The following is a 25,298-nucleotide window of genomic DNA, read 5'->3' on the forward strand; positions in this document are numbered from 1 at the left end:
TGCGAATCAAGAATACAATCAACCCAAACTCATGAATGGTTAAGCAATCGAAGCCGCCGGCTTGCGTATCGGCGGCAACATGCAGGCGCTCTCAAACTGCAGGTCATCAAGCGGCGTGGTCGGGTTCAGTACATACCGTTCCAACACCAGGCGAAGACGGTTTGCCATTGTAGCCATGGTTGCCGTTGTGAATAAATCGCGGTTATACCGTAGGGAGCCCTGCATGGCCCCATCGGCTTCCATCAAATAAAAATCCAGGTCCGAGCGGACCGCGTCGCTGCTCATCTCGACCGGTTCAATCTGAATCTCCGGCGACTGCAATTTCACTTGCGGCGAATTTTGAAAAATAAACATCGCCCGAAACAGTGGAGTATTGCGCGAGAGGTTGAGCGACTCGATCAATTGATCGAGCGGCATGTCCTGGTGGGCGTAGGCGTCTGACGAAACGGATTGCGCCCGTTGAATCAACGCCTCAAAGGTGGGGTTGCCGCGCAAATCTAATTTCAATAAAAGCGTGTTAACGAAAAAACCGATAAGCGGTTCGAGTTCTTTGCGGTTGCGGTTGGCGATGGGCGCCGCGATCACAATTTCTTCCTGGCAACTATACCGCGCCAACAAAACTGCATACGCCGCCAGATAGACCATAAACGGCGTCGCGCCGTACCGGCGGCCCGCGTCAGCGACGGCGGACGCCAAGTCCCGCTCCCATGTAACAGGGTGGTTTTCGCCATCATAGGTTTGCTTGGCGGGGCGACCAAAATCGGTCGGCAATTCTAACGGCGCAGGCAGCGGCTCTAATTGCTTTTTCCAATAAGAAAGCAGTTCTTCCCGCTTCGATTCTGAAAGCGCGTCCCGTTGCCACACTGCGAAGTCCGCATACTGAATCGGCAGCGGCGGCAATGACGACGAACGCCCCTGCGTATAGGCGCTGTAGAGTTCCGCAATCTCACGATTAAACACCGACGACGACCAGTTATCGCAAATAATGTGGTGCATGTTGGTCATCAACCAATGCCGTTCCGGGCGGCATTTCACGACCGTAACCCGAAGCAGCGGCCCTATCGCCAAATCAAACGGGCGCTTCGATTCTTGTTCCGCCAACAGCATGGCTTCGCGTTCAACCTGGCGTTCAGGCAAATGAGTCAAATCAACGGTATTGATTTGAACGGCGCCCGCATCCGCAATAGATTGGATAGGCGCACCGTTTTTTTCAGGAAACGTGGTGCGCAAAATCTCGTGACGGCGCACCAATTCATTGAGGCTGCTTTGCAGCGCAGAAAGGTCGAACCGCCCGATGATGCGCTGAACGCCGAATTCGTTGTAATACGAACTCGCGCCTTCCATTTGCTCAAGAAACCACAAGCGCTGTTGCGCAAACGAAAGCGGCGCAACGCCGTTGCGTTGCGCGGCGACAATCACGCTGTTCTTATCACCAACCACAGCAGCGCCTGACTTACGCTCGCGCAATTTCTGCAGCGCAAGATCGCGTTGCTCCGGCGTTAGGTTGGCCAATTGTTTTTGTAAATCCGTTGTAACCATAAACGAAAATAAAAACCCCTACTAAAAACAAACCGTGAAATTTTTCTTGGGTGTATAACGTTATTTATCTTTCGCGACTTCGGCGAGAATTTCCGCCAGATCGTCCGCCCCGGCGCTTTCAAACGTCTTGGCGTCGATCAGTTCCGCCAGCGCGCGCACTGTACACGCCGAGAAGAAATCATCGAGACTCAGCGGCGCCTCAAACGCCTCACGGATGCGCGACAACGCCTGCGTCGCCAGCAGCGAATGGCCGCCCAGCGCAAAAAAGTCATCTTGCGCCCCCACCTGCGGCAATCCAAACAACGTCTGCCATATCTCACACAGCGTTGCTTCCGTCTGGGTTTGCGGCGCAACGTAGTTCGCGTCGGGCTGGACCGACGCATGCGTCTCTTTCGTCCATGCGTCTTCATATTGTTTTGAATGCCGTTGACGGCGCGACGAAAAATCACACGTCGAAATCAATGCGCGACCGCCGCCGTTTTGCAGCACGCGCAGCAACGCGTCAAAGCCTTCGTCGTCTGACAAGCCGAGTTTCAAACGCTCCTGATGAGCCGCCTTCATCTCTTCCGGCAGTTGCGCATTCGCCGCCATCCCGCTTTCACGCCAGGCGTCCCAGTTGATTGAGACAGCGTCCGGGCGCTGCTGCGCCAGCGCATCCAAATACGCATTCGCGGCAAGATAATCGGCTTGGCCCACTTCTTCCAACGCCGTCGCAATCGACGAGAACAGCACGAAAAAGTCCAGCGAACCCGGCTCAAATATTCTCGACAAAACCGCTGCGCCGTCGGCCTTACCGCTGATGACCTTCTTCATCATGTCCGGCGTCTTGCGTTGAATAATGGTCTGCGAAGCGACGCCTGCGGTATGCAGTACGCCGTTGATTCGCCCCATTGCGCGTTCAACGTCAACGACAACGCGTCTCATGGCGGTTTCGTCCGCCGCGTCAGCCTGATAAACCGCGACCTCGCAACCGTGCAGTTCAATAAGTTTCAATCGCTGAACAATCCCCGCCGTCGCGTCGCCTGACGCGGCGAGTTTTTCAATCGCGTCCCACTGCTCCCGCTTCGGGAAAGCCGAACGCGCCGTCAACGCCAGTTTCACTTTCGCCGAGCGCGCGATCCGTTCCGCAATCGCCAGCCCGACGCCGCCCAGGCCGCCAGTGAGTAAATACACGCCGCCGTCTCGAAACGGCGCCGCCTCCGTCGTCGGCAATGGCGCGGCTTGATAGTCTTCCACCCAGCGTTTCGCGCCGCGCAACACAATCAGCCGTTCGTCAACCGGACGTTTCATTTCTTGAATGATTGGCTTCAGGTTTGCGTCCAGCGATAGAATATCAATCGAGCGGCATTGCGCGTTGGGATACTCCAATGGGATGGTTTTGATCGCGCCCGCCGCCATTGCCAGGTCGGCGTCGCCGCCGCACTCGCCCGCAATGCTATACGCCGCGTGGGTCAGCAGCGTCAAATGAATGGGACGCGAAAGGCCGCACTCGCCCATCGCCTGCGCGAGAGAGATCAGGCTATAAAATCCGCGTTCCCGTTTCTGTTCTGCGCTCAAAGCGCCGCCGCATAACCAGCCGACGACAATTTCATCAAACGCATAATCTTGTTCTGACAACGATTGCAACAATGCGACAAAATCGGCGGGATTCGCAGCATTAATTTGATAACGCCCTTCATCCACACAGGCGAATGTTTCGCCCGCCGCAACAGTGACAATTTGACTGCCGTCTGTGCATTGCTCAACCAAACGCGTATGAAAATCATTTTGTGAGTCAACAAAGAATAAATAATTTCTCGAAGTCTCTTTTGGCGGATGCGCCGCCCGGGTTTCTTTCCAAGACGGCAGGTAGAACCACTCCGCCCTATCGTCTTTTTTAACGGGCCGCTCATCTTGCGCGTTCGCCGTGAGCCCACCGCGTGACTTCGCTTCGATCCAATAGCGTTGGCGTTGGAAGGGATAAGTCGGCAGCGCCGTCTTCACGCAGCGCTCATCCGCATACCATTTTTGCCAGTCCAGCGCGACTCCCGCCGACCACGCTTCACCAACGGCGGCGAGGATGCGACGTTCTTCGTTTTGTTTTTCTTTGGCATGAGGCATTGATTCAACCGCAGCGTGGCCCGCGCCGAACCCGTGATGTTGACGCGCATACGAACTCAACACGCGCCCCGGCCCTGCTTCGAGTAAAACCCCGCCGCCCGATTTCAACACAACGCCCAGCCCATCGGCAAAACGCACCGTCTCGCGCAAATGCCGCGCCCAATACTGCGGGTCGGCCGCTTGGTTCGCCGAGATCCAGTCGCCAGTCACATTCGAGATAAATGGAACCTGCGGCGCGTTGCGCTCCACCTGTGAAACGCGCTTTGCAAACGCATCGGTGATGGCGTCCATCGCCGCCGAATGAAACCCATGAGACGTATGCAGCAGGCGGCTCTCGATATTGCGCCGCGATAACGTTTCTTTTAATTGTTCAATCGCTTCGCCTGGGCCGGAAAACACGCACGAGCGCTCACCGTTTACCGCCGCCAGACACAAGCCGTCTTTTAAATACTCTCTACATTCGTTTTCATGCAGCGGCGCCGCCAACATGCGCCCGGCGGGCAGTTCCTGCATCATGCGCCCGCGCACAGCGATCAGCGCCAGCGCTTCTTCCAGCGAAAACACGCCCGCTAAACACGCCGCGACATACTCGCCCAGGCTGTGCCCGATCATCGACTCCGGCTCAACGCCCCACGCCATCCACAACTTCGCCAGTGAATATTCCACCGCAAACAACGCGGGCTGCGCCATTGCGGTCTGGCCAAGCCGCGCGGCGGCGGCGTCATTTTCTTCCAAACAAAACACCGCGTCGCGCAAGTTCAATCCAAGATGCGGCTGCAACAACTCACAGCATTTATCAAAGGTTTTTCGGTAGGGCTTGAAGCGCTGATACAACCCGCGCCCCATGTTTAGCGTCTGGGTTCCCTGTCCGGGAAACAGAAACACAACCGGCTGCGCTTCGTTTTTAATTTGTGAAGCCGGCTGTTGCGCCCAGCGCTCCGCGTTCAATTGCTTTGCGGCGTCTTGCGCATCAGCCGCGACGATAAACGCGCGATGATCAAACGCCTTGCGACCGCAGCTGAGCGAATAGCCCGTGTTGCCCAATGCAGCATTCGCGTTTGCTTCAAAATAAGTGCGCATCAGTTCCGCGCGTCCGTCCAGCGCGTCGCGGGTTTTCGCCGACAGCGGCAGCAGGTACAAATCGCGCTCGACCGGCGCGGCTTCCTGCGCGGGCGCCTCTTTTATTATCGCATGAGCATTGGTGCCGCCGATGCCGAACGAACTCACCGCCGCAATGCGTACGCCTTTTTCGGGCTTCCACTCGCGCCGCGCATCGTTGACATAGAAGGGGCTGCGCTGAAAATCAATTTGTGAATTGGATTTCTGATAATGCAGCGTCGGCGCAATCTCGCCGTGTTTTACCGTCAACGCCGCTTTAATGAATCCGGTGATCCCGGCGGCGGCGTCGAGATGGCCGACGTTAGATTTGACCGAACCGATAGCGCAGGCGCCCTCTTTCATTCGGTCTTTATAGACATTCTGCAGCGCCTGAATTTCAATCGGGTCGCCCAACACCGTCCCGGTGCCGTGGGTTTCGATATAGCCAATCGCGTTTGGGTCAACGCCAGAGCGTACCAGCGCCTGCTCGATCACCTTCGCCTGGCCTTCGACGCTGGGCGCAGTGTAGCCCGCCTTCAATGCGCCGTCGTTGTTAATCGCCGTCGCCGCAATCACAGCGTGAATCACATCGCCGTCGCGCACCGCATCATCCAAGCGCTTTAACGCGACCAACCCCACGCCGTCGCCGCCGACCGTCCCCTGCGCATCTTGATCGAAGGGGCGGCAATGTCCGTCCGGCGAAAGAATCATGCCCTCTTTGTGCAAGTAGCCGGTGCGTTGCGGCAGGTGGATCGACGACCCGCCCGCCAGCGCCATGTCGCACTCGCCGTCAATCAAACTGCGGCAGGCAAAATGCACCGCCGTCAGCGAAGTCGAACACGCGGTCTGCACGCTGACGCTGGGGCCTTTGAGATTGAGTTTATAAGAAGCAAACGTCGGCAGATAATCTTTATCGTTTGAAATCAACACCTGAAACTCGCCCGCCGACTGCGCCGCTTCAGGATTCGTAATCAAATTATTGAGCAGGTAGGTATTCAACCCGACTCCCGCGAACATGCCCACCGCGCCGTCATACGCATCAGGATTGCAGCCCGCGTCTTCGAGCGCCTCCCAGGCGCATTCTAAAAACAGGCGATGCTGAACATCCATCACCTCGGCTTCACGCGCCGTCATGCCAAAGAAAGACGCATCGAACTGGTCTACCCCGTCCAGCGAACCAAACGCGTTCACGTATTCGGGGCGATCAATCAATTTTGGATCAACGCCCGCCGCAATCATTTCATCGCGAGAAAAAAACGTAATGCTCTCTTTGCCTTCGAGCAGGTTGTTCCATAACTCGCTGACCGACTTCGCGCCGGGAAAACGCCCCGCCATGCCGACGACCGCGATGTCTTGATTGGCGGTCGCAACCGCAGCCTTTGCGGGCCGCTTTACTTCGCCCGCCTGTTCCTGGCGCGACAAATACGCCGCCAGCGATTGAATGGTCGGGTATTGAAACAACTCGACCATCGTCAGGCCGTCGCCGAAATGGGTTTGCAAAACGCTGTGCACCTGCCCCAACAACAGCGAATGCCCGCCGACTTCAAAGAAGTTGTCGCGCAGCCCGATCTCATCGCGCTGCAACACCTGCTTCCAGGCGGCGTAAATCACGTCTTCCGTCCGCGAGCGCGGCGCATCGGCGCCGTCGCCGGGCTGCACCGTATCGGGCGCAGGCAAAGCGCCGCGGTTGAGTTTTCCGTTCGGCGTCAGTGGAAACAAATCCATCACCACAAACGCCGAGGGGATCATATAATCCGGCAAGAATTTTTGAATAAAATTGCGCAGCGAGGCCGCGTCAAGATCGGCGCCGTTACTCGCCACTGCATACGCCGCCATATAGCGCCCGCCGGGGCGGTCGTCGCGGGTAATCACCGCCGCCTGCCCCACATCAGGATGGCGCTCTAACACGGCTTCGACTTCGCCGAGTTCAATCCGAAAACCGCGAATCTTTTCCTGATAGTCAGCGCGACCAATATATTCAATCACGCCGTCAGCGCGAAAACGCGCCACGTCGCCGGTTTTATACAAGCGCGCGCCCGGCGTCCGGTCGAACGGGTCGGGCACAAAGCGCTCTTCGGTCATTTTCGATTTATTGTAATACCCGCGCGCCAGGTTCACGCCGCCGATATACAACTCGCCGCTCACGCCAATCGGCGTCGGCTTTTTATGCGAATCTAAAATATAGATTGTCGTGTTGGCGATGGGCCGCCCGATCGGCACCGTCACCGCGTCCGGTTCAGGCTTACATTCCCAATAGGTCACGTCGATGGCGGCCTCGGTGGGGCCGTAGAGATTGTGCAATTCACAATCAAAGCGCTCAAAGAAACGCGTCTGGATTTCCGGCGTCAGCGCTTCACCGCTACAGACCACCCGGCGCACGCAACGGCAGGTGCCCGCTTCGTCGCGCTCTAAAAACGCCTTCAACATCGAAGGCACAAAATGCAGCGTGGTAATGTTTCGCGCCCGGATCAAGTCAATCAAATACGCGCTGTCTTTGTGGCCTTCGGGCTTGGCCATCACCAGCCGCGCACCCGTCATCAGCGGCCAGAAAAATTCCCAAACCGACACGTCAAAACTGAAGGGCGTCTTCTGCAACACCCGGTCATTTTCATCCAGCCCATATTCATCCTGCATCCACAACAAGCGGTTACAGATCGCCTTGTGAATATTCATCACGCCCTTGGGGCGCCCGCTCGAGCCGGAGGTATAAATGATGTAAGCCAAATCTTCGGGCCGCGACTGGTTGACCGGGTTCGCCTCATCAAATGTCTCAATGGCCTCCAGGTCGCGGTCAACGCACACGATAAACGGAGACGCTTTTAGGTTCAAAAACACGGGGTGCTCATTCAGCAGTTTTTGCTGCGTTAACAACACCGGCACCTGCGCGTCTTCGAGCATATAACGCAAGCGGTCGTTCGGGTAATCCGGGTCAAGCGGCACATACGCCCCGCCCGCTTTGACGATGCCCAACAGCCCGACCACCATGTCCAGCGAGCGCTCAATGCAAATGCCCACCGGCGTATCGCGCCCCACATTGAGGCTGCGTAAATAGTGCGCCAGTTGGTTGGCCTTCGCGTTCAACTCGCGGAAGGTCAGCGTTTCAACCGCACCGTTCGCTTGAGGCGCTTCGACCGCAATCGCATCAGGCGTTTTATTGACTTGTTCTTCCACCCACTCATGCAGGCTTTTGTGTAAGGGATATTCTTTTCGGGTCGCGTTCCAGTCGCTGAGAATGCGCGTCTTTTCGCGCTTGGGCAGCAGCGGCAATTCTGAAACCCGCCGATTGGGGTTCTCAACAATCTGCTCTAACAAGACGCAATAATGCGCCTGCATCCGCTGGATGGTGCTTTTCTGAAATACGTCGGTATTGTATTTAAACACGCCAAACAAACTGTCGCGCTGTTCGGCTTTTTCTAAAATCTCCAACGTCAAATCAAACTGCCCTTCCATCTGCGGCAGTTCATAGGGCTGCAAGTCAAGCCCGCCCCAATGCACGTTGGCTTCGCCGGGAGTCAACAGTTCGAGATACTCGTCCGACTGCGGCGGCTTTTGCAAAATAAACATCGACTGAAACAGCGGCGTACGGCTGGGGTCGCGATTCATCTGCAACCGCTCCACAATCAGCGGCAGCGGAAAATCCTGGTGCGTGAGCGCGTCCAATACCGTGTGGCGCACCTGGCTCAAAAAATCAGAAAACGCCGGGTCGCCCTCAAACGATGAACGCAACGCCACCGGGTTGACGCAATACCCCACCACCGACGCGAAGTCCGCTTGCGTACGCCCTGATGTGGGCGAGCCAACGATGATGTCTTCCTGTCCGGTATAGCGAAACAACAAAACCTGAAACGCCGCCAGCATCGCCATATAGAGCGTTGCGCCTTGTTCTTTGGCGCAGGCGTGAAGCCGCTCCGTCAAGTCGCCGGAAATTTGAAAGGGAATCGAGGCGCCGTTAAACGAACGCATCGGCGGGTGCGACTTATCAGTCGGCAAATTCAGTATGGGAACTTCGCCCTTGAGCGCATTGCGCCAATAGTCCCACAGGCGTTCGCCTTCCGCGTCGGCGACCATCCGGTTTTGCCAGTCGATAAAATCGGAATACTGATAATCCAACCCGGGCAGCGTCACCGCCTCGCCCTTGAGCAACGCCGGATAAATCTGACGAAACTCATTCATCAACACCCACATCGACCAACCGTCGCATGCGATGTGATGTACATTCACCAGGAGAATGCATTCACGGTCTGAACGACGCAACAACGTCACCCGCGACACCGGGCCGGTTTCCAGATCAAACGGCTTACGATAGTTTTCACGCACCCGCTTGTCGGTTTCAGAATCAGACAGGTTGGAAACATCAATTGTTTCAAAGGCGACTTCTTGCTTGGGCAGTATCTGCTGGACCAGTTCGCCTTCGTCCATCTTATAGATCGACCGCAACATCGAATGCCGGTCAACCAGCAACTGAAACGACTGCTTGACAATTGGCTCGCTTAACGGAGAAAGAATTCGGACAGCGTATGCGGCGTTATACGCAGCACTCGCAGGATTGTTCTTGTATAAAAACCAGAGCGCTTTCTGACCAAATGAAAGCACATGGCGTTTGGGCTGCGTTGTTTTTTGCAGCAACCATTCCGCCAGAAGTTTCCGCTTCTCAGCTTGCGTCGGCTGATCTTCGGTTTGTTTATTCATTACACCACTTTTCTTCAATACCATTATAGTAAACAGTTATAAGAGCAGTCCATTATACTGAAATTGCTCAAAGCACAAGCGACGATTAAAGTCTCTTGCGTCTTAATCTGCTAAATCCGCTTAGGATATGTTTTGATGAAATCGCCTAAGATGAAAGCATCCCGATAGAACTTGTCGGGATACGATTGCCAATACATATAGTATTTTGTTAATATAATATTCAGTCTTTTTTACGTTTATGTCAAGAAAAAAGTAAACGTTTCTTGAATATAATTTCATATTTTACAATGAAAAGTAGCCGAATTTATCAAAAGTGTTATAGTTTTATATCTAAAAAATCCGCCTTAGCGCTTTTACTCAATAAAATCATCAAACAATGATTTTTTTACTTGACCATCGACTCATTTTGATGTTTTGATAATTATCACTTGCAATTATTCCTATAGAATTCTATCGTTTGTTCTCAAATTCCGTTGCCGCACCCTGTGAAAATTTAACTTGACTCAATCAGTGAAACTATGAGATGTATCGCAGTGGGCAATAAAAAAGGCGGCGTGGGAAAATCGACCATCGCCGTCCATTTAGGGTGCGAATTCGCATCCCGCAATCGTTCGGTTACGCTCTATGACGCCGACGAACAAGGCACCTCGTCCAATTGGTGTGCGCGGGGCAATCTAGCCATCCAGTGCAAAACCGTCCCCATCGAACATCCTGACCAAGCGAAACAGTTTATCCACCAAATCAAATCCGATCAATCGGACATCGTCATAATTGACCTGCCGCCCCACACCCGCGAAGCCACCGAAGCGGCCATCGCCGTCTGCGACCTGATCCTCATCCCGGTTACGCCCTCCGGCGCAGATTTCACCTCAACTGGCAAAGCCCTGGCTCTGGTTCAAGAAGGCCGAACCTACCGCAACGGCGCGCCAAAAGCCTTGCTGGTTCCCTCGCGGGTCGACCGTCGCACCGCCTTCGGCAAAGAAATTTCGGCGTCTTTGGCAGAATTCAATGAAACCGTTGGCCCCGAGATCGGCCAGCGCAGCGCCTTTATCGACAGCTTTGGCCTTGCCGATTGGGTCGGCCGTAGCGACCCGAAATCAAAAGCCTATCATGAGATTCAATTATTGACCGACAAGGTCGAGGAGATTTTGAAATGAGTAAAAGCCGCTTGAAAGATTTCAGCAACATTGCGGATGACGCTTCAACATCCAGTACGCAAGAAGAAATGGTGATTGAAGCGGAAGTCGTTTCAAAAGAGACCATCTCCACCAAAGACGACCGCGCCATGAAAATCGTAAAAAGAAACATGTATTGGTCGATGGGCGTCAGCCTGCTGCCGTTTCCGCTGATTGATCTGGTCGCAATTACCGCATTCCAAGTACGCTCCATTCAGCAGTTGTCTGATTTTTATGACATCCCCTTTTCAGATCACCGCGTCAAAAACATCATCGGCGCCCTGGTGAGCGGTTTGGGTTCAGCCTATTTGGGCGGCTTGCTTTCGCGCAGTTTTATCAAATCGCTCCCGTTTGTCGGCAACGCGGTCAGCATGGCCAGTATGCCGATTGCCACCGGGGCGATGACTTACGCCATAGGAAAAGTATTCGTCCAACACTTTGAATCCGGCGGCACCTTCTTAAACTTCGAGCCGAAAGACGTCCACCACTATTTCAAACACTATTACCAGGAAGGCCTCCAAGAAGCCGCCCAGGCAGGCCAATCCGCCTGACGCGAGATTACAATTATTCAACTAGGGGAGAGCGAACCCTGCCTGCCGCAGGCTGGCTCCTGGTGAGCCGCATTAGAACGATTGCATATTGATTCTTCGCAGCCTTGGCTCGCCACCCTGCCCAGGGGCAGAGATGATTCGTGGGGAGGGCGAACCTCCTGGTGAGCCGCATTAGAGCGATTACATATTGATTCTGCGCGGCTCGTCGGGAGACTCGCCCTCCCCACGAATGATACGAGTAGCATGAATAATCATTTACCATCAAGAAAACGGCCTGCTGACGGCAATTATTATAATTACCACAAAAGTTTGATTGTATTCATTACCATCTGCACAAAGAACCGCATTCCGTGGTTGGCAAATGAAACAGTACATCGAGATTTACTGGACATCTGGAATAGATCCACTGCATGTATTGTTGGTAAATATCTAATTATGCCTGACCATATACACCTTTTTATTTCACCAGTAATTGATGAAATTTCAGTTAAAGATTGGGTTCGGTACTGGAAATCACAATTTACAAAAAAAACAAGAACCCTGAATTCCAATGGCAATCTCATTTTTGGGATACGCGGATTAGGAATTGGAATCACTATGATGAAAAGTGGGCGTATGTCAGTGAGAACCCAGTCCGAAAAGGGTTTGTGAATTCTGCAGGCGATTGGCCTTATCAAGGTGAGATTAGCGAATTAAGCATAAACAGTTAAATAAACGCAAATAAGCATTTGAGGGGAGGGCGAACCTCCTGGTGAGCCGCATTAGAGCGTTTACATATTGATTCTGCGCGGCTCGTAGCCCCCCTTTTTAAGGGGGGGACGGCGCTGAAAGCGCAAGGGGGGATCAAACGATTGGCGTATCACATCGCAAATCTCGTCCAAAGGCTTGGGAGCCTCTCTGTGAGCGCCTGTGCAAAAGGGCCTGAAAGCCCGCACTGAAGCGAAGAGCGAGCCGCCCAAGCAGGCCACCAATATCTTGCATCTGACACGTGATTGTACATCGCGAATCTCGTCAAAAGGCTTGGGAGCCTCTCTGTGAGCGCCTGTGCAAAAGGGCCTGAAAGCCCGCACTGAAGCGAAGAGAGAGGCGCCCAAGCCTTTACGATTAGATGCAATTTTATGACGCTTCGTTCGGAACAATATAATGACGATTCGGGTATATCACACCCAATTCTCCGCCCCGCTGCCCGACGCCCAATGGCGCCGCTTGTTTGAACCGCTGCCCCCCGCCATTCAAGAGCAGATCAACCGATACAAACGCTGGCAAGACCAAACCGCCTGTCTGCTCGGTAAACGATTACTGCTTTCAGCGCTGATCGACGCGGGTTTTTCTGAGCAATGCCTGAGCGACCTTCAATACACCCAATACAACCGCCCCTATTTAGACGGGCCAGGCGATTTTAATCTGTCGCATTCCGGTGAGATTGTTGTTTGCGCAATATCTGATAGTTCCCGCCTCGGCGTTGATGTCGAATTCAACCGCTCCATCGAGTTTCAAGACTTCCAACAATATATGTCGCCCACTGAATGGCATGACATCAACGCCGCACATCAACCTCTCGAACGCTTTTACCATTATTGGACCGCCAAAGAGAGCGTCATCAAAGCTGATGGGCGCGGGTTATCCGCCCCGCTGGAGGAAGTTATCATCAAGCCGCCCCTCGCGATGTTAAGCGAAACCACTTGGCGCCTGCATCCATTGAAAATCGCGAAGGCTCATACTTGCCACCTTGCGACGGATGACTGCGACCAGCAAATCTGCTTGTTACCGCTAGATTTTAACAATATGTCATGTTAAATATGACAAGTTGAATAAAGTATCAATTTTACTTGACAACCCCGGTGTACTGGATTACTTTAGAACAGCGCTATTTAGCAGCACCTTTGAGAATCCATGCTGAAAACGACACGTTCATCAGCAGACCGCCTGCTCAAATACGTCATAGACTCATGCGAATTGAAGCAGGAAAAATGTGAAATAAAACAATTGCATAATTTCAAATCTACTTTATAATGCCTTCCACTTATAAAGTAAAATACGAAGATAAAAAGACTTACATATAAAAGAGGAGAAACAAAATGGCAGCCACTCCAGAATTACAGCCAAGCGGTCATCTCGATGAGGCCCGCAAAATCGTTCGCAAAAATATGTATTGGGCTATGGGCATCGGCGCCGTCCCTGTCCCCATCGTTGATCTCGTTGGCATCGCCGCTTTTCAGGTCAAAGCCATCAAAGAATTGTCTGACCTCTACGGCGTTACGTTTTATGAGCACAAAGTAAAGAACGTCATCGCCTCGTTGGTGTCGGGTTTCACCGCGCCGTACGTCGCAGGCTTTTTGTTTAGCAGCGTCGTCAAGTTTTTACCGGGCCTGGGAACAATCATGGGCTACGCGTCTGTTCCCGTCGCCGCAGGCGCCGTGACCTACGCAATGGGCAAAGTCTTCGTTCAACACTTTGAAGCAGGCGGAACCTTCTTAGACCTCAACCCTGACAAAGTGCGCGAGTACTTCAACAGCCAGTTGCAAGAAGGCGCTGGCATGGCGGAAGACGCCTCCAAAGGCGCCAAAAAAACCGCCGCTGCTTCGTAAATTAATTTAGCGGGAGCGAAAAATGAGTCACTTGATTATCTATATCAGTTTTTGTTTTTTGGTCGCGTTTTTTGGAAAGAAAAAACGCTTCGGCTTCTGGGGATATCTGATCGCCTCATTGATCTTCACCCCCATCGGCGGGATCTTAATGATGATTCCATCCGAGCCGAAGATCAAAGCCAAAGTCGAAGCAGAAGCTGACGCCAGTTAGACGCGTTTCGTTTTAAATTGTAACGAAAGAGCAACGGTTGAGGTTGTAAATCCAACCGCAACTGTTGCTCTTTTTTCGTTTTGGGTTGAGTATATTGTGCAGCCGCGTGGACCAATGCGGCCCGAATCGTTCATCGCGTCAATGTTCATCGTCTTTATTCTCAACCAGTGAATTGTTTGTGTGAAATGGATTTTTTTGATTTTCTCAAAAATGAGTCAGACGCCTTCCAAACCAACCTGCTTGTGGTGTTCGCCATATCAGGGCTGATTAACTTTTTAATCATTGTGGTCATCATCGCCTCCATCAGCACCGCCGACGGCAACACTCTGCAAAACCTGATTATTTTCGCCGTTTCGATTTTCGCCTTCGTCCGCACTCAAAAATATTCGATGGACCGCTCCACCAAAATCGTCGAAGGGGTCATCACCCAGATTCGCGCGCGCCTGGTCGATAAAATTCGGCGCTCGAATTTGTCTTCATTTGAAAACATCGGCGAAAGCCGCTTGATGAACCTGCTCACCCAGGAAACCTTGACCATCTCCGGCGCCGCCCGTTTGTTTTCGCGCTTGTGTTCAACCGCAACGCTGCTCATCGTCGGCTTTTTATTCATCGCTTACATTTCGCTGACCGCGCTGTTAATCACGCTGGGGCTGATCTTTTTTGGCGTCCTGGCTTACCGCGACAAAAAAAACAGCCATGAAAAAGATTTAAAAGAAGCAAGCGACAAAGAAAATTTATATTTTGAAAAAGTCAACCATTTGCTCGACGGTTTCAAAGAAGTCAAAGTGAATGACGACCGCAATGACGATTTATTCACCAATTACATTTGCAAGATCGGCGAAGAGACCGAAGCCCTCAAGGTTCGTTCGTCCGAACAACAAACCAAGACCATCATTTTCGCCCAAGTGTTTTGTTACTTATTAATGGGCTTCATGATTTTTGTTTTCCCCACCATCGTCGAAGTCGAACACTCGCAGCTGGTGCAGATCGTCTCGGTAATTTTATTTCTCACCACCGGCCCGCTGCAAGAAGCGGTCGGCGTGTTTCCCTTTGTGGAGCGCGCCAACGTCGCCGTACGCAACCTGCGCGACCTCGAGGCCGAACTCGAACACATCGAACTCGAAACCGTGCGCCCCACCGGACGCCGCAAACCCAAACCGTTTGAATCGCTGGTCTGTAAAGACGTGACGTACGAATACAACCACTCCCAATCCGAATCGCAGTTCCGCATCGGCCCGATTAATTTTGAACTCCACCGGGGCGAGATTGTGTTTATCATGGGCGGCAACGGCGCCGGAAAATCAACCTTTTTCAAAGTGCTGACCGGCTTATATTTTTGGAACCGGGGCGAGATAATGCACAACGGGCGCCGCGTCAACAAGCGCAACTTGTCCGCCTATCGCGCCTGCTTTTCGATCGTCTTTCAAGACATGCACCTGTTCGACCGCATGTACGGCGTTCGCAAGATCGACAACAACCGCGTGAACCACTTACTCGATATAATGAAACTCGACGACAAGACGTCGATTCTGGAAGACGGCTCAATCGAAAATCTGCAACTCTCAACCGGGCAGAAAAAACGCCTGGCGCTCATCATCGGCGACCTCGAAAACCGCGACATCTGCGTATTCGATGAATGGGCCGCCGACCAAGACCCGCAGTTCCGCAAATATTTTTATGAAACCTATTTGCCCGAACTCAAGAAGCGCGGAAAAACCATACTGGCAATCACACACGACGACAGGTACTATCATAAAGCCGACCGCATTTATAAAATGGAATACGGTCAACTCATTGATTATAAAGTCGAACCAAAACCGGGACAGAAAAAGCGCTAATGGAAGAAGCAACCAAACCGACCCCGAAAAAAGCAGGGCTGATCCGCCGCTTTGGCTATTGGATCGCGAGCAAACGATTTGGCATGGAGATTTTCTTATTGATCTGCGTGTTGCTGACGCTGTTTTTTGCGGACCGCATTTTCATAACCATTCAGTCGGGCGAGTTAGGCGTGCTCTACAAACGCTTCGGAGGCACCGTTGTCGACAAGCCGCCTCTGCAAGAAGGCCTGCATTTCGTTCTGCCCATCAATATCGTTTCGGTTTACGACGTTCGCGTCCAGCAGGAAGAACATGAATACCACGTCCTCAGCAAAGACGGCCTGCGCATCAGCATCAGCGTTTCGATTCGCTTTCATCCTCACCGCGACGAAAACCTGAACTTATTACACAAACAAATCGGCCCCGAATATTTGAAGAAAATCATTATTCCAGAAATCGAATCGGCGCTGCGTACCATCATCGGTAAATATGAACCGGCGGAACTGTATCAAGCCGATTACAGCCTGCTTGAATCGGCCATTAGCGAATCGTTGATGCAGCTGACCGAAAGTTTCGTTGTCCTCGACGACTTGCTCATCACTGAAATTGCGCTGCCGCCTTTGGTGCAAGACGCCATTCAAAACAAATTGATGGAACAACACAACGCCGAAAAATATAAATACTTATTGCAGCAGGCCGAAGAAGAGGCCAAGCGCAAAGTGATTCTCGCGACTGGCATCCGTGATTTTCAAGACATCGTCGGCGAAGGCATCTCCACCCAACTGCTGCAATGGCGCGGTATCGAAGCCACGCTAGAACTCGCCAAGTCGCCCAATTCAAAAATCGTCATCATCGGCAACTCGCGCGACGGGCTGCCGCTCATATTTAATGCGTCCGACGCGCCCACGTTAGAACAAAACGCGACCAACCTCGGCTCGCTTCCGTCCGCGTCTGCAGGCGCTGCAATGGACGCAACCGAAGTCGAAAAACTGACGTCCGCTTATTCCTCGGTCTTCCAAACGCCATTGAGCACATTTGAAAAAATGGGTTCGAGCGGCCTGAAATAGAAAGGAGCCGACGCTATGAATCCGCATCGCTCCAACCACCGCTACATGCGTTCCATCGCGATTGTCTGCATGGCTGTCTGCGTCGCCCTGGGGCTGTTCGCGAGCGCCCAAGCGCAAAAAAAAGTCGTGACTTTACACATCACCGCGTTTGAGGGCTACTCCAATACGATAGAGAAAACATTCAAAGCGTTAGTCAAAGAGAAATACGACGTCGATGTTAAAATTGAATTGCGCGTCGCCAACAACCCGGATGATATCTTTAACGACGCCAAATCGGGGCGGTCTGACCTACTGAGCATTTCCAGCAATCTATTTCTCAGCGACGTTTGGCCTCTCGTACATGAGAACCTCGTCCAGGCCTTGCCGACAGACCGAATCACAAACTACAACAAAATTTCTCCATTGATTTTCAAACAAAAATTCGTCAGCGTCGGCGATAAAATATATGGCATTCCCTTCGCCGCCGGTTCATACGCATTGGCCTACAACGCCGACCTGGTCGACGAGGCCCCCACCAGTTGGAACGTCTTGTGGAACGTCCGCAGCCAAAACCAATATTCTCTGACCTCCGATTATTCTGAATGCAACATCTACCTCACCGCGCTCGCGATGGGCATCGCCCCCGAAGACGTGTACGACCCTGATATTATTTTCCAGAAGGTGCCTCTCAACGAGTTTCGCTCCAAACTCAACGACCTGGCTAAAAACGCCCGGTCATTTTGGGAAAGCACCGCCAACGTCGAAGAAATGAGTACGCTGAAATTCACCACCACTTGGGGCTTTGCCGTGCAACAAGCTAACATGCAAGGCCAAAACTGGAAATTCGCCAAACCCAAAGAAGGGTTAACCGCCTACTTTGATTCATGGGCGATCTCCACCACCGTCCCCCCTGACTCCATCGAATACGACCTGTGCATCGAATGGATCAACCACTGCCATGAATCGCAAGTTCAAGTGAAAGCAGTGCGCGACTGGGGCATGACCCCTGTCATCACCGGCTTGAAAGACCAGTTCACGCCCGAAGAAATTGAATACTTCCACATTGAGAATGAAGAGTTTTGGAACGCGGTTTCATTTTGGGAAATTCTACGCCCGGTCAATTACCACACTACCAGCGCATTGTGGAAAGTCGCCATGTCGCTCAAAATGAACCCCGCGTCTAAATTTGTCTCGTTTCAAGACGAACAACAAGAGCGAATCGACTCGGGCGTGAACCGCTACATTCGCGGCAAAAAAATCGCCGCCGAAACGCGCCAAAACCGCGCCGCGCGCGCGGGCGCCAACCAGGAAATCATCACCTTCCCCAGCGACCGTCATTATGAATTAACGCTGTATTCACTCTCGAAGGGAATGACCAAAGCAGAGGTCATTCAAAAAGCCGTGGAAGAATATATCAAAAATAATCCCATCGAATAGTTCTTACTTCAATTCAAGATCAGCAACAACAAAGTCAAGAATATTTTTCTCCGCCGTGTTGATAAAAAAGTGATTGCCCTCAATCATACGCAAGTTCGTCGACTCGTTGCTCAGCTCGCTCCAGGCCGCTAAATTTTCTTTGGGGATGTCCTTGTCCTGCGTCCCGCCAAAGACGCTGAGCGGCATATCCAAGGGCGCTTCGGCTTGATGCGTATACGTTTCATAGAGCGTAAAATCCGCCCGCAATCGCGGCAACATAATGTCCATCAGTTCATCATTCGCGAGCACTTCCTCGGGCGTGCCTTCCAGATGGCGCAGCCCTTGTTTGAAGCCTTCGTCGTCCAGATGATAAATCGCCTCCCGCCGCATTGGCAACTGCGGAGCGCGATGCGCCGCGAGAAACAAACGCACCGGCGTCGCGCGGTTTGACCGCCTTAACTCACGCGTCAATTCATACGCAATCAACGCTCCCATGCTGTAGCCAAAAAACGCGAACGGCATATCCATCAGCGGAGCGAGTTGCTCGCTCAAAATTCTCGCCAGCGGCGCGACTTGCGAATAGGGCGGTTCCGACAAACGGTTCTCTCGGCCCGGCAATTGCACGGGACACACATGCACAGAGTCCGGCAGTTGTTCCGCCCAGGTACGGTAAACCGAAGCCCCGCCGCCCGCGAACGGAAAACAAAACAACCGCAGCGTCTGCTTTGAATTCACCGGCGCAGGCTGCACCCAGCGGCTTTGCTTAGAAACGGAATCCATTTAAAAAAACCTCTTTTAAATCCAATTATATGACTTGAGATATCTGCATTATAAACCCACCCCGCCCCGCTGCTCATGCCGGATTCCAAAATAGAACAACAGGCAGGCTTGGGGGCGCCTCTGGGAGCGCCTGTGCAACAAGGGCGGCAAGCCCGCACCGAAGCGAGCAGAGATGCACCCAAGCCTGATATAGATAAACGAAAATTCAAAATAGTCGGCTTTGCAGTTAATTACGAAACCCACCCCACCCCGCTGCTCATGCCAGGGTTCCCACACAGAACAACAGGCAGGCTTGGGGGCGCCTGTGCAACAAGGGCGAAAAGCCCGCACCGAAGCGAGCAGAGATGCACCCAAGCCTGACTGCGACAGGCATTCCGCATCCATGCAGCCGATAGAAACACAAGTGAATCTAGCGTAAATGGACAGGCCATTCTTCCACAGCCGTCTGCTTTAACTCAATTGTCGTCTTACGAACCAATGACCTTTGCCCAGATGAATTCAACAGTTGCACATAAACCGTATGCTCTCCATCTTCACCCGGCAATTGCCAGTTCGCGGTTTGCTTAAACGCGGTCCAATCCCCATCGAAAAATGGAGCGTTTGAAATACGCATCCGCAGCGACGAAGTAGGCGCACTGGTTTCAATGTTCAATTCCACATCACGGTCACTGGTGGTTACGTCGCCGCCATTGATGAAGACCGCGCTTAACGCAGGGCCTGTGGTTTCTTGCGGCGCGGCTTGCCAATCCAAGTCCATATCATCGTTGTCAGCAAACGCCGTCAACGACAGCGTATTTGATTCGCCTTCGAGCAATGGCACAGAACGTCCGTCTATCCACACCCCCGCGCACACGCCGGGGTCGTCGACGCCAGGGCCCGCAGCGCCCCACGACGCCTGGTCGAGCACCCACTCATGGCCCGGCGTTCCCCATTGCGAGGCGGGATAGAGCGCGAAAGTTTCTTGTTGACCGAGCGGTTCCTCCAACCCCAAATCATCCAGCCAAAACTCGACGGAATTTCCAGGGCGTAAAGTATCAGGCGGCAATTGCAACCAGCGGTCAGCCTGTGTTAGATACAAACAATAATCCGCCGTATCGAGAGCGTCCTCACGCAGGACCGACAGCGACAACCTCACTCGCTCTTGCGCGGGAGAGATCGCCGACACGTCAATTCGCGAGAGACACAATCCTGCGGCGAACGCCTGCTTCGCGAACGGCAGAATCTTGATATCGTCAATATAACCACGATAGGTTTGGTTGCCGTTCAAGCCGATCTGAATCGCGTTTCCATTGGGTTCCATCACAAAACGTCCAGCGCTTTCGACAGTGCGTTTGTTGTTGTGATACACGCAGACCAGTTCTCGATTCGAATCAAACGTCCCGGCGATGTGCACCCATTTTCGCGGCGACAGATTTGACTCGATTTCCTTCTCGCCATAATACGCCCGCGCGACAATATCAAACGGACGCGGCATAAAACACGGCTCCCACGGATGAGAATTAAACGGCCCATAGCCCAACATCAATTTATAATTGAATGTGTTGGCGTCGCCTTTGGTCAGAATAACCGGGTTGCTAACGGAGGCGGGTTCTGCGCGAATCCACGCCTCGACGGTAATTGCGCCGGAGAGATCAAGCGATTCGTTGTGCGGAATCGTGAGATAATCCGACTGCCCGGTAATATCAAGCGATTGTCCCAACCGCCCGGCGCCGCGTGTGGCCCCGCCGCGCAAAGTCCCTTCATTATTAAACACGCTCAGGTCCGCCGCCCGCGCTCCATCATCATTAAAATTCATCAACACCCGCGGCCTGAGATCGACCACTTGCAGGGTGAACGTCTGTTCGATGGCGCCTTTTTTTCCGTCGGCGCGAATGCTGATTTCAAACTCGCCGGCGGCGGGCGGCGTCCCGCTCAGCTCGCCCGTTTCAGGGTTCAACGTCAACCAATCCGGCGCTTCCACCAGCGAGACGTCTGGCTGTTGGCTGGTTTGATAATCGACCGCGACGATCCGGTAGAGATACGCTTGTCCGGCGTTGGCTTGATAGTTGGGCTTCGACAAAAACGCCAAACCCTGATCGCGGTTGATCCACTCCGACAAGTCGCCGATGCGCTGATTGACGTAAGTGCGTAAAAACGACACCGAACCGTTGCCCAGTTTCAGCGCGTCGCGCGCTTTGTCGATACGCTCGTTCATCACATCAGAACTGAACAGGTAGCTCAACAGGTTATCAATTTCGCGGTAATACTTCGCGCCAATGACAGGGTGGTTTAGCAACTTATTGATCGTCGGAAACTTGGTCGAACGGATATGGGTGTAATGTTTGCGGTAGTTCAGGACATTATGGTTTGAGTTATAAATGAACGAGCCGTTCAGGTCCCAGGCGAGAACAAAAAACTGTTCGCTGGACGGGTTGTTGTATAAGACATAGTTGTGTCCGTGATCGGTGTAGGGCGAGTCCCAATGCGCCACGCAAGCCGATACCGCCATCCAGCGCATAAAACTGTCTGTATTGATGACCGACTCAGCGCGCGCCAGATAGTCCGGCTCCCACGGTTCCGCTTCGTTTAACACTTTGCAGAAACGAATAATATCGCTGTAGTCGTCTTCTTCTTCATTGGTTTGTTTAAGATAACAGCCGCGATACAAATCGGGGTCGTCGCCCACATACCGCCAGGTGGCTTTGTTTTGCGGCGTCCCATCGAGGGTGGTTTTATAGAGATTGCCATCATCGTTGTTAAAGTACAAACGCTGGCGTAAGAACTGCGAATCGGGGTTCTCAATCGCCACCCGGTACGGCGTCCCGGCGCCGGGTTCTCCGTTGACGTGCAGCCGCACCAGTTCGGTTTCCATGTTTGGAAGCCCGGCTTCCTGATAGAGTTGAAAACTCAAATACTCGCGCAAGATTGTAGCGGAATCGGTTCCGTTAAAATTCAACCGGCGAATCCGGCCCCGATACAACTGGCTATGCGGAAAGCGGATTTTAAAGCGCCCGTTTCGAATGCGCGAGCGCCCGCGATGGCGCACATGCACGTTATAGTAAACCTCATCGCCGTCATAAAACGTCGCGGGGAAATAGTCATCGGTCTGGTAGCGGCTTAAAAATCGCTGATAGACATCCGGCAACATAACGAACCGCAAGACCGAAACCGTTTCGTTGTTCAACGCATTTTCCACCACGGTCAGATAGGGTTGTTCTTCGCCCTGTTCAGGTAACAGGGTCTCGTTGCCTTCGTCGTCTTCGGCTTGAATATAGAAACCCAAAATGCTGCCCAAACTGGCGCCGCGAAAACTTGCGCCATAGACGCCGTCGCCCGCCGCGCCGTCGCCGTGCGCGCCGTCGTCTAACATCTCGACGGGACGATAAGGCGAACCATCGCGCCCCCAATACAGGTTCACCTCGCCCAGCTCGCCGTCAGCGTCATACACCCGCGCAGTCACGGTTACATCTTCGCTAGGCAGTGGAACCTTCGGCGTGTGGTCAACCTCGTACACCAACGGCGCGAGGTCTTCGGTGTAGGCCGAATTTTCTTCGCCGGGCGTTCCGTTTTCTGTTGACGCAGCCCACGACGCAGCCAAAAAAGCCGGTAACGCTGGATTGCGCCGTTCGATTGATGTTCCCAGGCCGTCGGCGGATTCCGGCCAGGGCGCGCGGTCGGAATAATTGACCGCTTCGATCAAACCGCCCGAAGCGTCAAACAAGCGAACGCTATCGCCGGAGTTCGAAAAATTAAATCCAACGCCGCTCGCGTCCGGCCTAAAGCCATACTTCTCCTGGAACACATCTTCATCTTTGGCGATGACGAAATACGTGTCGCGCGAAAGCGAACTTCCAGACGGTACGATAAATTCGTGCGAGTCGAGTTCGTCCTTCAACGTCCATCGTGAAAGATCGACCGTCGAGTCGCCTGCGTTATACAGTTCGATATATTCGAGAGTGTTGTCAGGCCCATGATAGAAAATCTCATTAATGACAATGGCTGATTGCGCGGAATAAGTGAGTAGGCACAATAGTAGGCAGGACATTACGGTTCGCAACATGCAAGAAAACTCCCCTTCACAATGTAAGACGGCAAACAGACAGCCAATTAAATAGTAAGCGATATCAATGAATATATCACAGGATCATAGAAATAGTCATGTTGTCTATGAGAGCGAAAATTATTCGTTCGCCGGGACGGCGCCGATGCGGTCGCGAAACAACATCGCGTATTGCTCAATCAACGCCTGGTTTTGCGGGGCGTCGCGCAAGAAGATTGCGTAGCCGTGGTTATCATAGACTTTATACCACCCGTAAAATTCTTCTTGCAACATGCGGTAGATGGGGTATTCCACCGGGTGGGTATAGGTGATGATAAAATTCGCTTTATATTTATCGAGCACCCACTGCCAATAGGGTTGTTCGCTATTCCACCAGGCGCGGAACTCTGAAAACGTCTCCATAAACGCCGGGTCATTGGCGTAGGCCCCCAGGCTGTCGCGCGTCCAGGCGTCTTTGAACGAAAGCCAGGCGCCGTCGTCGCGATAGGCGCCAAACGGCCAGCCCATCCCCGAAAACACCGCGATCTCTTCTTTGGCGTAGCGGCTGCCCCACAGGTCGTAGCGGCTGTCTGTAAACAGCGTGTAGTGTTCGGGCGCCAGACGGTAGATCAGATACCCGGCAAAATTATCGTGGTTGAACATCGGGCCGGGCGCGTTGTTGCGTAATAGAAAATTGACCGCCCCCACGGGGTAGCGGGTCTTGTCATATCCCGTATCAAGATAGGTGCGCAAACTGTAAGCGTTCGCCCGCCAGATGGTTCCATACTGCCAGCTGAATAACAGCAGCACAATAAGCACATCAACGCGGCGATTGATGACAGCCCTCATGCTGTTACGAATAAGCGCTTGTAAGCCGCCCGTATTCTCTGCATGACGGACAGCGTCCCGCAATTGATTACGCCCCTGATAGAGCGCAGCAAACACCGTTGGCGCGGCGAACAGCGCGAACAGCGGCAGGTGGCGCATGTGGTTGAGCGCCTGGTGGGTGAAGAAGAATACCGTCAGCCCTTCATAGATCGAAACGCGCCGCAAATTCACCAGGGGGACGAACAGCAATCCCAACAGCAGCCAATAGAACGCCTGGAAATGTTGCAGGTCAGGCGGACGCATCTCGCCGATGCTGAGCAGCAAAAACGCGTCACCGGTCACATGAAACGGCAACAGGTGAATGTGATAGGTAAATGGGTTCAGAAACGAAACAGCGCTAACAGCAACAAACACGCCCAGGCTCAGGCCGAATTTGGCCTCATGACGCGCCGCGTTTCGGATCCAACCATAAAAGCAAAGCCAGCTTTCCTGCATCAGCCAAAAACAAGTGAGGATAATGCCGATCACGCCGCCGCCGTGCAGGTTCATCCACACGATCTCGGCGACCACAATCGCAACCACGTTGATCTTGGCCCGCTTGCCTTGCTGAAGGTTCATCAGCAGGTGCATAAACACCGTGATAAAAAAGTTTGTAAAGACCGGAGGCCGCAAAAAGAAATGCTGTTGTCCGGCAAGCAAGGCGACCATCGCGCCCAAACAAGCCATCGGCCAATCGACGCCTAAGCGGCGAATAAAGAACGCCAACAGAAAATACGTCGCCGCCAAAACCAGCGATTTGAAGGCGATGACTGCCTGCAAGCCGCCCGGCTCGCCGCCCCCAATCGAATAGATGCTGTAAAATACCACCTGGCTGAGCCATTCATGGTTGACCCAATCGGTCTGCGCCCCGGTGTAGGTAAACACGTCATGTTCGGGAAAAGTAAACCCATGTTCGGCAAAATGCTCGCACAACACCTGTCCGGTTTTCAGATGCCACCAGGGGTCATTGCTGCCGCGAATGGGAAATAATCCTGCAGAGAATGCCCCAAGTAACAAAATAATTATCAGCGCCGCTGAAAGCCAGCGGCTGACATTTTCTTTGGGGTTCATTTCCACAGCGTCTTGGTCAGCCATTCGATAAGATACACCAAATCAGGTAGATATTGAATTCGTCTTATTTAAAAACCAGAATATATCTGAAGTCATATTACATTTACTATAATTTTATCATACTCCAGCAAAACCGCTCTCTTGTACGCGAAAACTATAAAGATAGTTGGCATATTGCCGATAAATAGTTACAATATAGTTAGATCATTGACGGAGGTGTCACCATGACTGACACAAAACAAATACCAGAAGAAGAAACAGCAACCGTTGATGAGTATACAGCCCGGATGGACAGAATGTTGGAATCTCTCCAATCGAAAAGCCGAAATACT

At 52.8% G+C, this 25,298-nt stretch carries 13 protein-coding genes; 8 read left to right on the forward strand and 5 right to left on the reverse strand.

Features of this window, described 5'->3' with window-relative positions; translation table 11 throughout:
• Positions 1-39: 39 nt before the first annotated feature.
• Positions 40-1,539, reverse strand: a complete 1,500-nt coding sequence (locus tag P9L94_00375) for a condensation domain-containing protein (GenBank protein MDP8242504.1) — start codon at positions 1,537-1,539, stop codon at positions 40-42.
• Positions 1,540-1,599: 60 nt separating this feature from the next.
• Entirely contained in the window at positions 1,600-9,426 is a 7,827-nt protein-coding gene (locus P9L94_00380) for an amino acid adenylation domain-containing protein (GenBank protein ID MDP8242505.1), read from the reverse strand.
• A gap of 518 nt (positions 9,427-9,944) precedes the next feature.
• Here P9L94_00380 and P9L94_00385 point away from each other — a divergent pair.
• The 8 genes from P9L94_00385 (at position 9,945) to P9L94_00420 (ending at position 18,251) form a co-directional block, all read left to right on the forward strand.
• Complete coding sequence (locus P9L94_00385) at positions 9,945-10,583, forward strand: ParA family protein (GenBank protein ID MDP8242506.1); 639 nt, start codon at positions 9,945-9,947, stop codon at positions 10,581-10,583.
• Complete coding sequence (locus P9L94_00390; GenBank protein ID MDP8242507.1) at positions 10,580-11,152, forward strand: DUF697 domain-containing protein; 573 nt, start codon at positions 10,580-10,582, stop codon at positions 11,150-11,152. Before P9L94_00385 ends, P9L94_00390 begins: the two co-directional genes overlap by 4 nt.
• A 1,143-nt stretch (positions 11,153-12,295) precedes the next feature.
• The gene (locus P9L94_00395; protein MDP8242508.1) at positions 12,296-12,949 is read left to right on the forward strand and encodes a 4'-phosphopantetheinyl transferase superfamily protein; all 654 of its coding nucleotides are present in this window, start codon (positions 12,296-12,298) and stop codon (positions 12,947-12,949) included.
• Positions 12,950-13,230: 281 nt separating this feature from the next.
• Complete coding sequence (locus P9L94_00400; GenBank protein ID MDP8242509.1) at positions 13,231-13,740, forward strand: DUF697 domain-containing protein; 510 nt, start codon at positions 13,231-13,233, stop codon at positions 13,738-13,740.
• A 22-nt stretch (positions 13,741-13,762) separates the two neighbouring features.
• The gene (locus tag P9L94_00405; protein MDP8242510.1) at positions 13,763-13,951 is read left to right on the forward strand and encodes a hypothetical protein; all 189 of its coding nucleotides are present in this window, start codon (positions 13,763-13,765) and stop codon (positions 13,949-13,951) included.
• 185 nt (positions 13,952-14,136) lie between these two features.
• On the forward strand, positions 14,137-15,789 hold the full coding sequence (locus tag P9L94_00410; protein ID MDP8242511.1) for a cyclic peptide export ABC transporter: 1,653 nt from the start codon (positions 14,137-14,139) through the stop codon (positions 15,787-15,789).
• Positions 15,789-16,835, forward strand: a complete 1,047-nt coding sequence (locus P9L94_00415; protein ID MDP8242512.1) for a prohibitin family protein — start codon at positions 15,789-15,791, stop codon at positions 16,833-16,835. Before P9L94_00410 ends, P9L94_00415 begins: the two co-directional genes overlap by 1 nt.
• Before the next feature lie 15 nt (positions 16,836-16,850).
• A complete protein-coding gene (locus tag P9L94_00420) occupies positions 16,851-18,251 on the forward strand; it encodes an extracellular solute-binding protein (GenBank protein MDP8242513.1) in 1,401 nt (466 codons plus the stop codon).
• A 3-nt stretch (positions 18,252-18,254) separates the two neighbouring features.
• Here the strand turns inward: P9L94_00420 and P9L94_00425 are convergent, their stop codons facing one another.
• The 3 genes from P9L94_00425 to P9L94_00435 all read right to left on the reverse strand — a co-directional run bounded on the left by P9L94_00425 (position 18,255) and on the right by P9L94_00435 (position 24,990).
• Entirely contained in the window at positions 18,255-19,010 is a 756-nt protein-coding gene (locus P9L94_00425) for an alpha/beta fold hydrolase (protein MDP8242514.1), read from the reverse strand.
• 409 nt (positions 19,011-19,419) lie between these two features.
• Complete coding sequence (locus tag P9L94_00430; protein ID MDP8242515.1) at positions 19,420-23,049, reverse strand: CotH kinase family protein; 3,630 nt, start codon at positions 23,047-23,049, stop codon at positions 19,420-19,422.
• A 120-nt stretch (positions 23,050-23,169) separates the two neighbouring features.
• Positions 23,170-24,990 (reverse strand): hypothetical protein, encoded by a 1,821-nt coding sequence (locus P9L94_00435; GenBank protein MDP8242516.1) that lies wholly within the window; start codon positions 24,988-24,990, stop codon positions 23,170-23,172.
• Positions 24,991-25,298: the final 308 nt, after the last annotated feature.

Source organism: Candidatus Hinthialibacter antarcticus, from assembly GCA_030765645.1.
GTDB lineage: Bacteria > Hinthialibacterota > Hinthialibacteria > Hinthialibacterales > Hinthialibacteraceae > Hinthialibacter > Hinthialibacter antarcticus.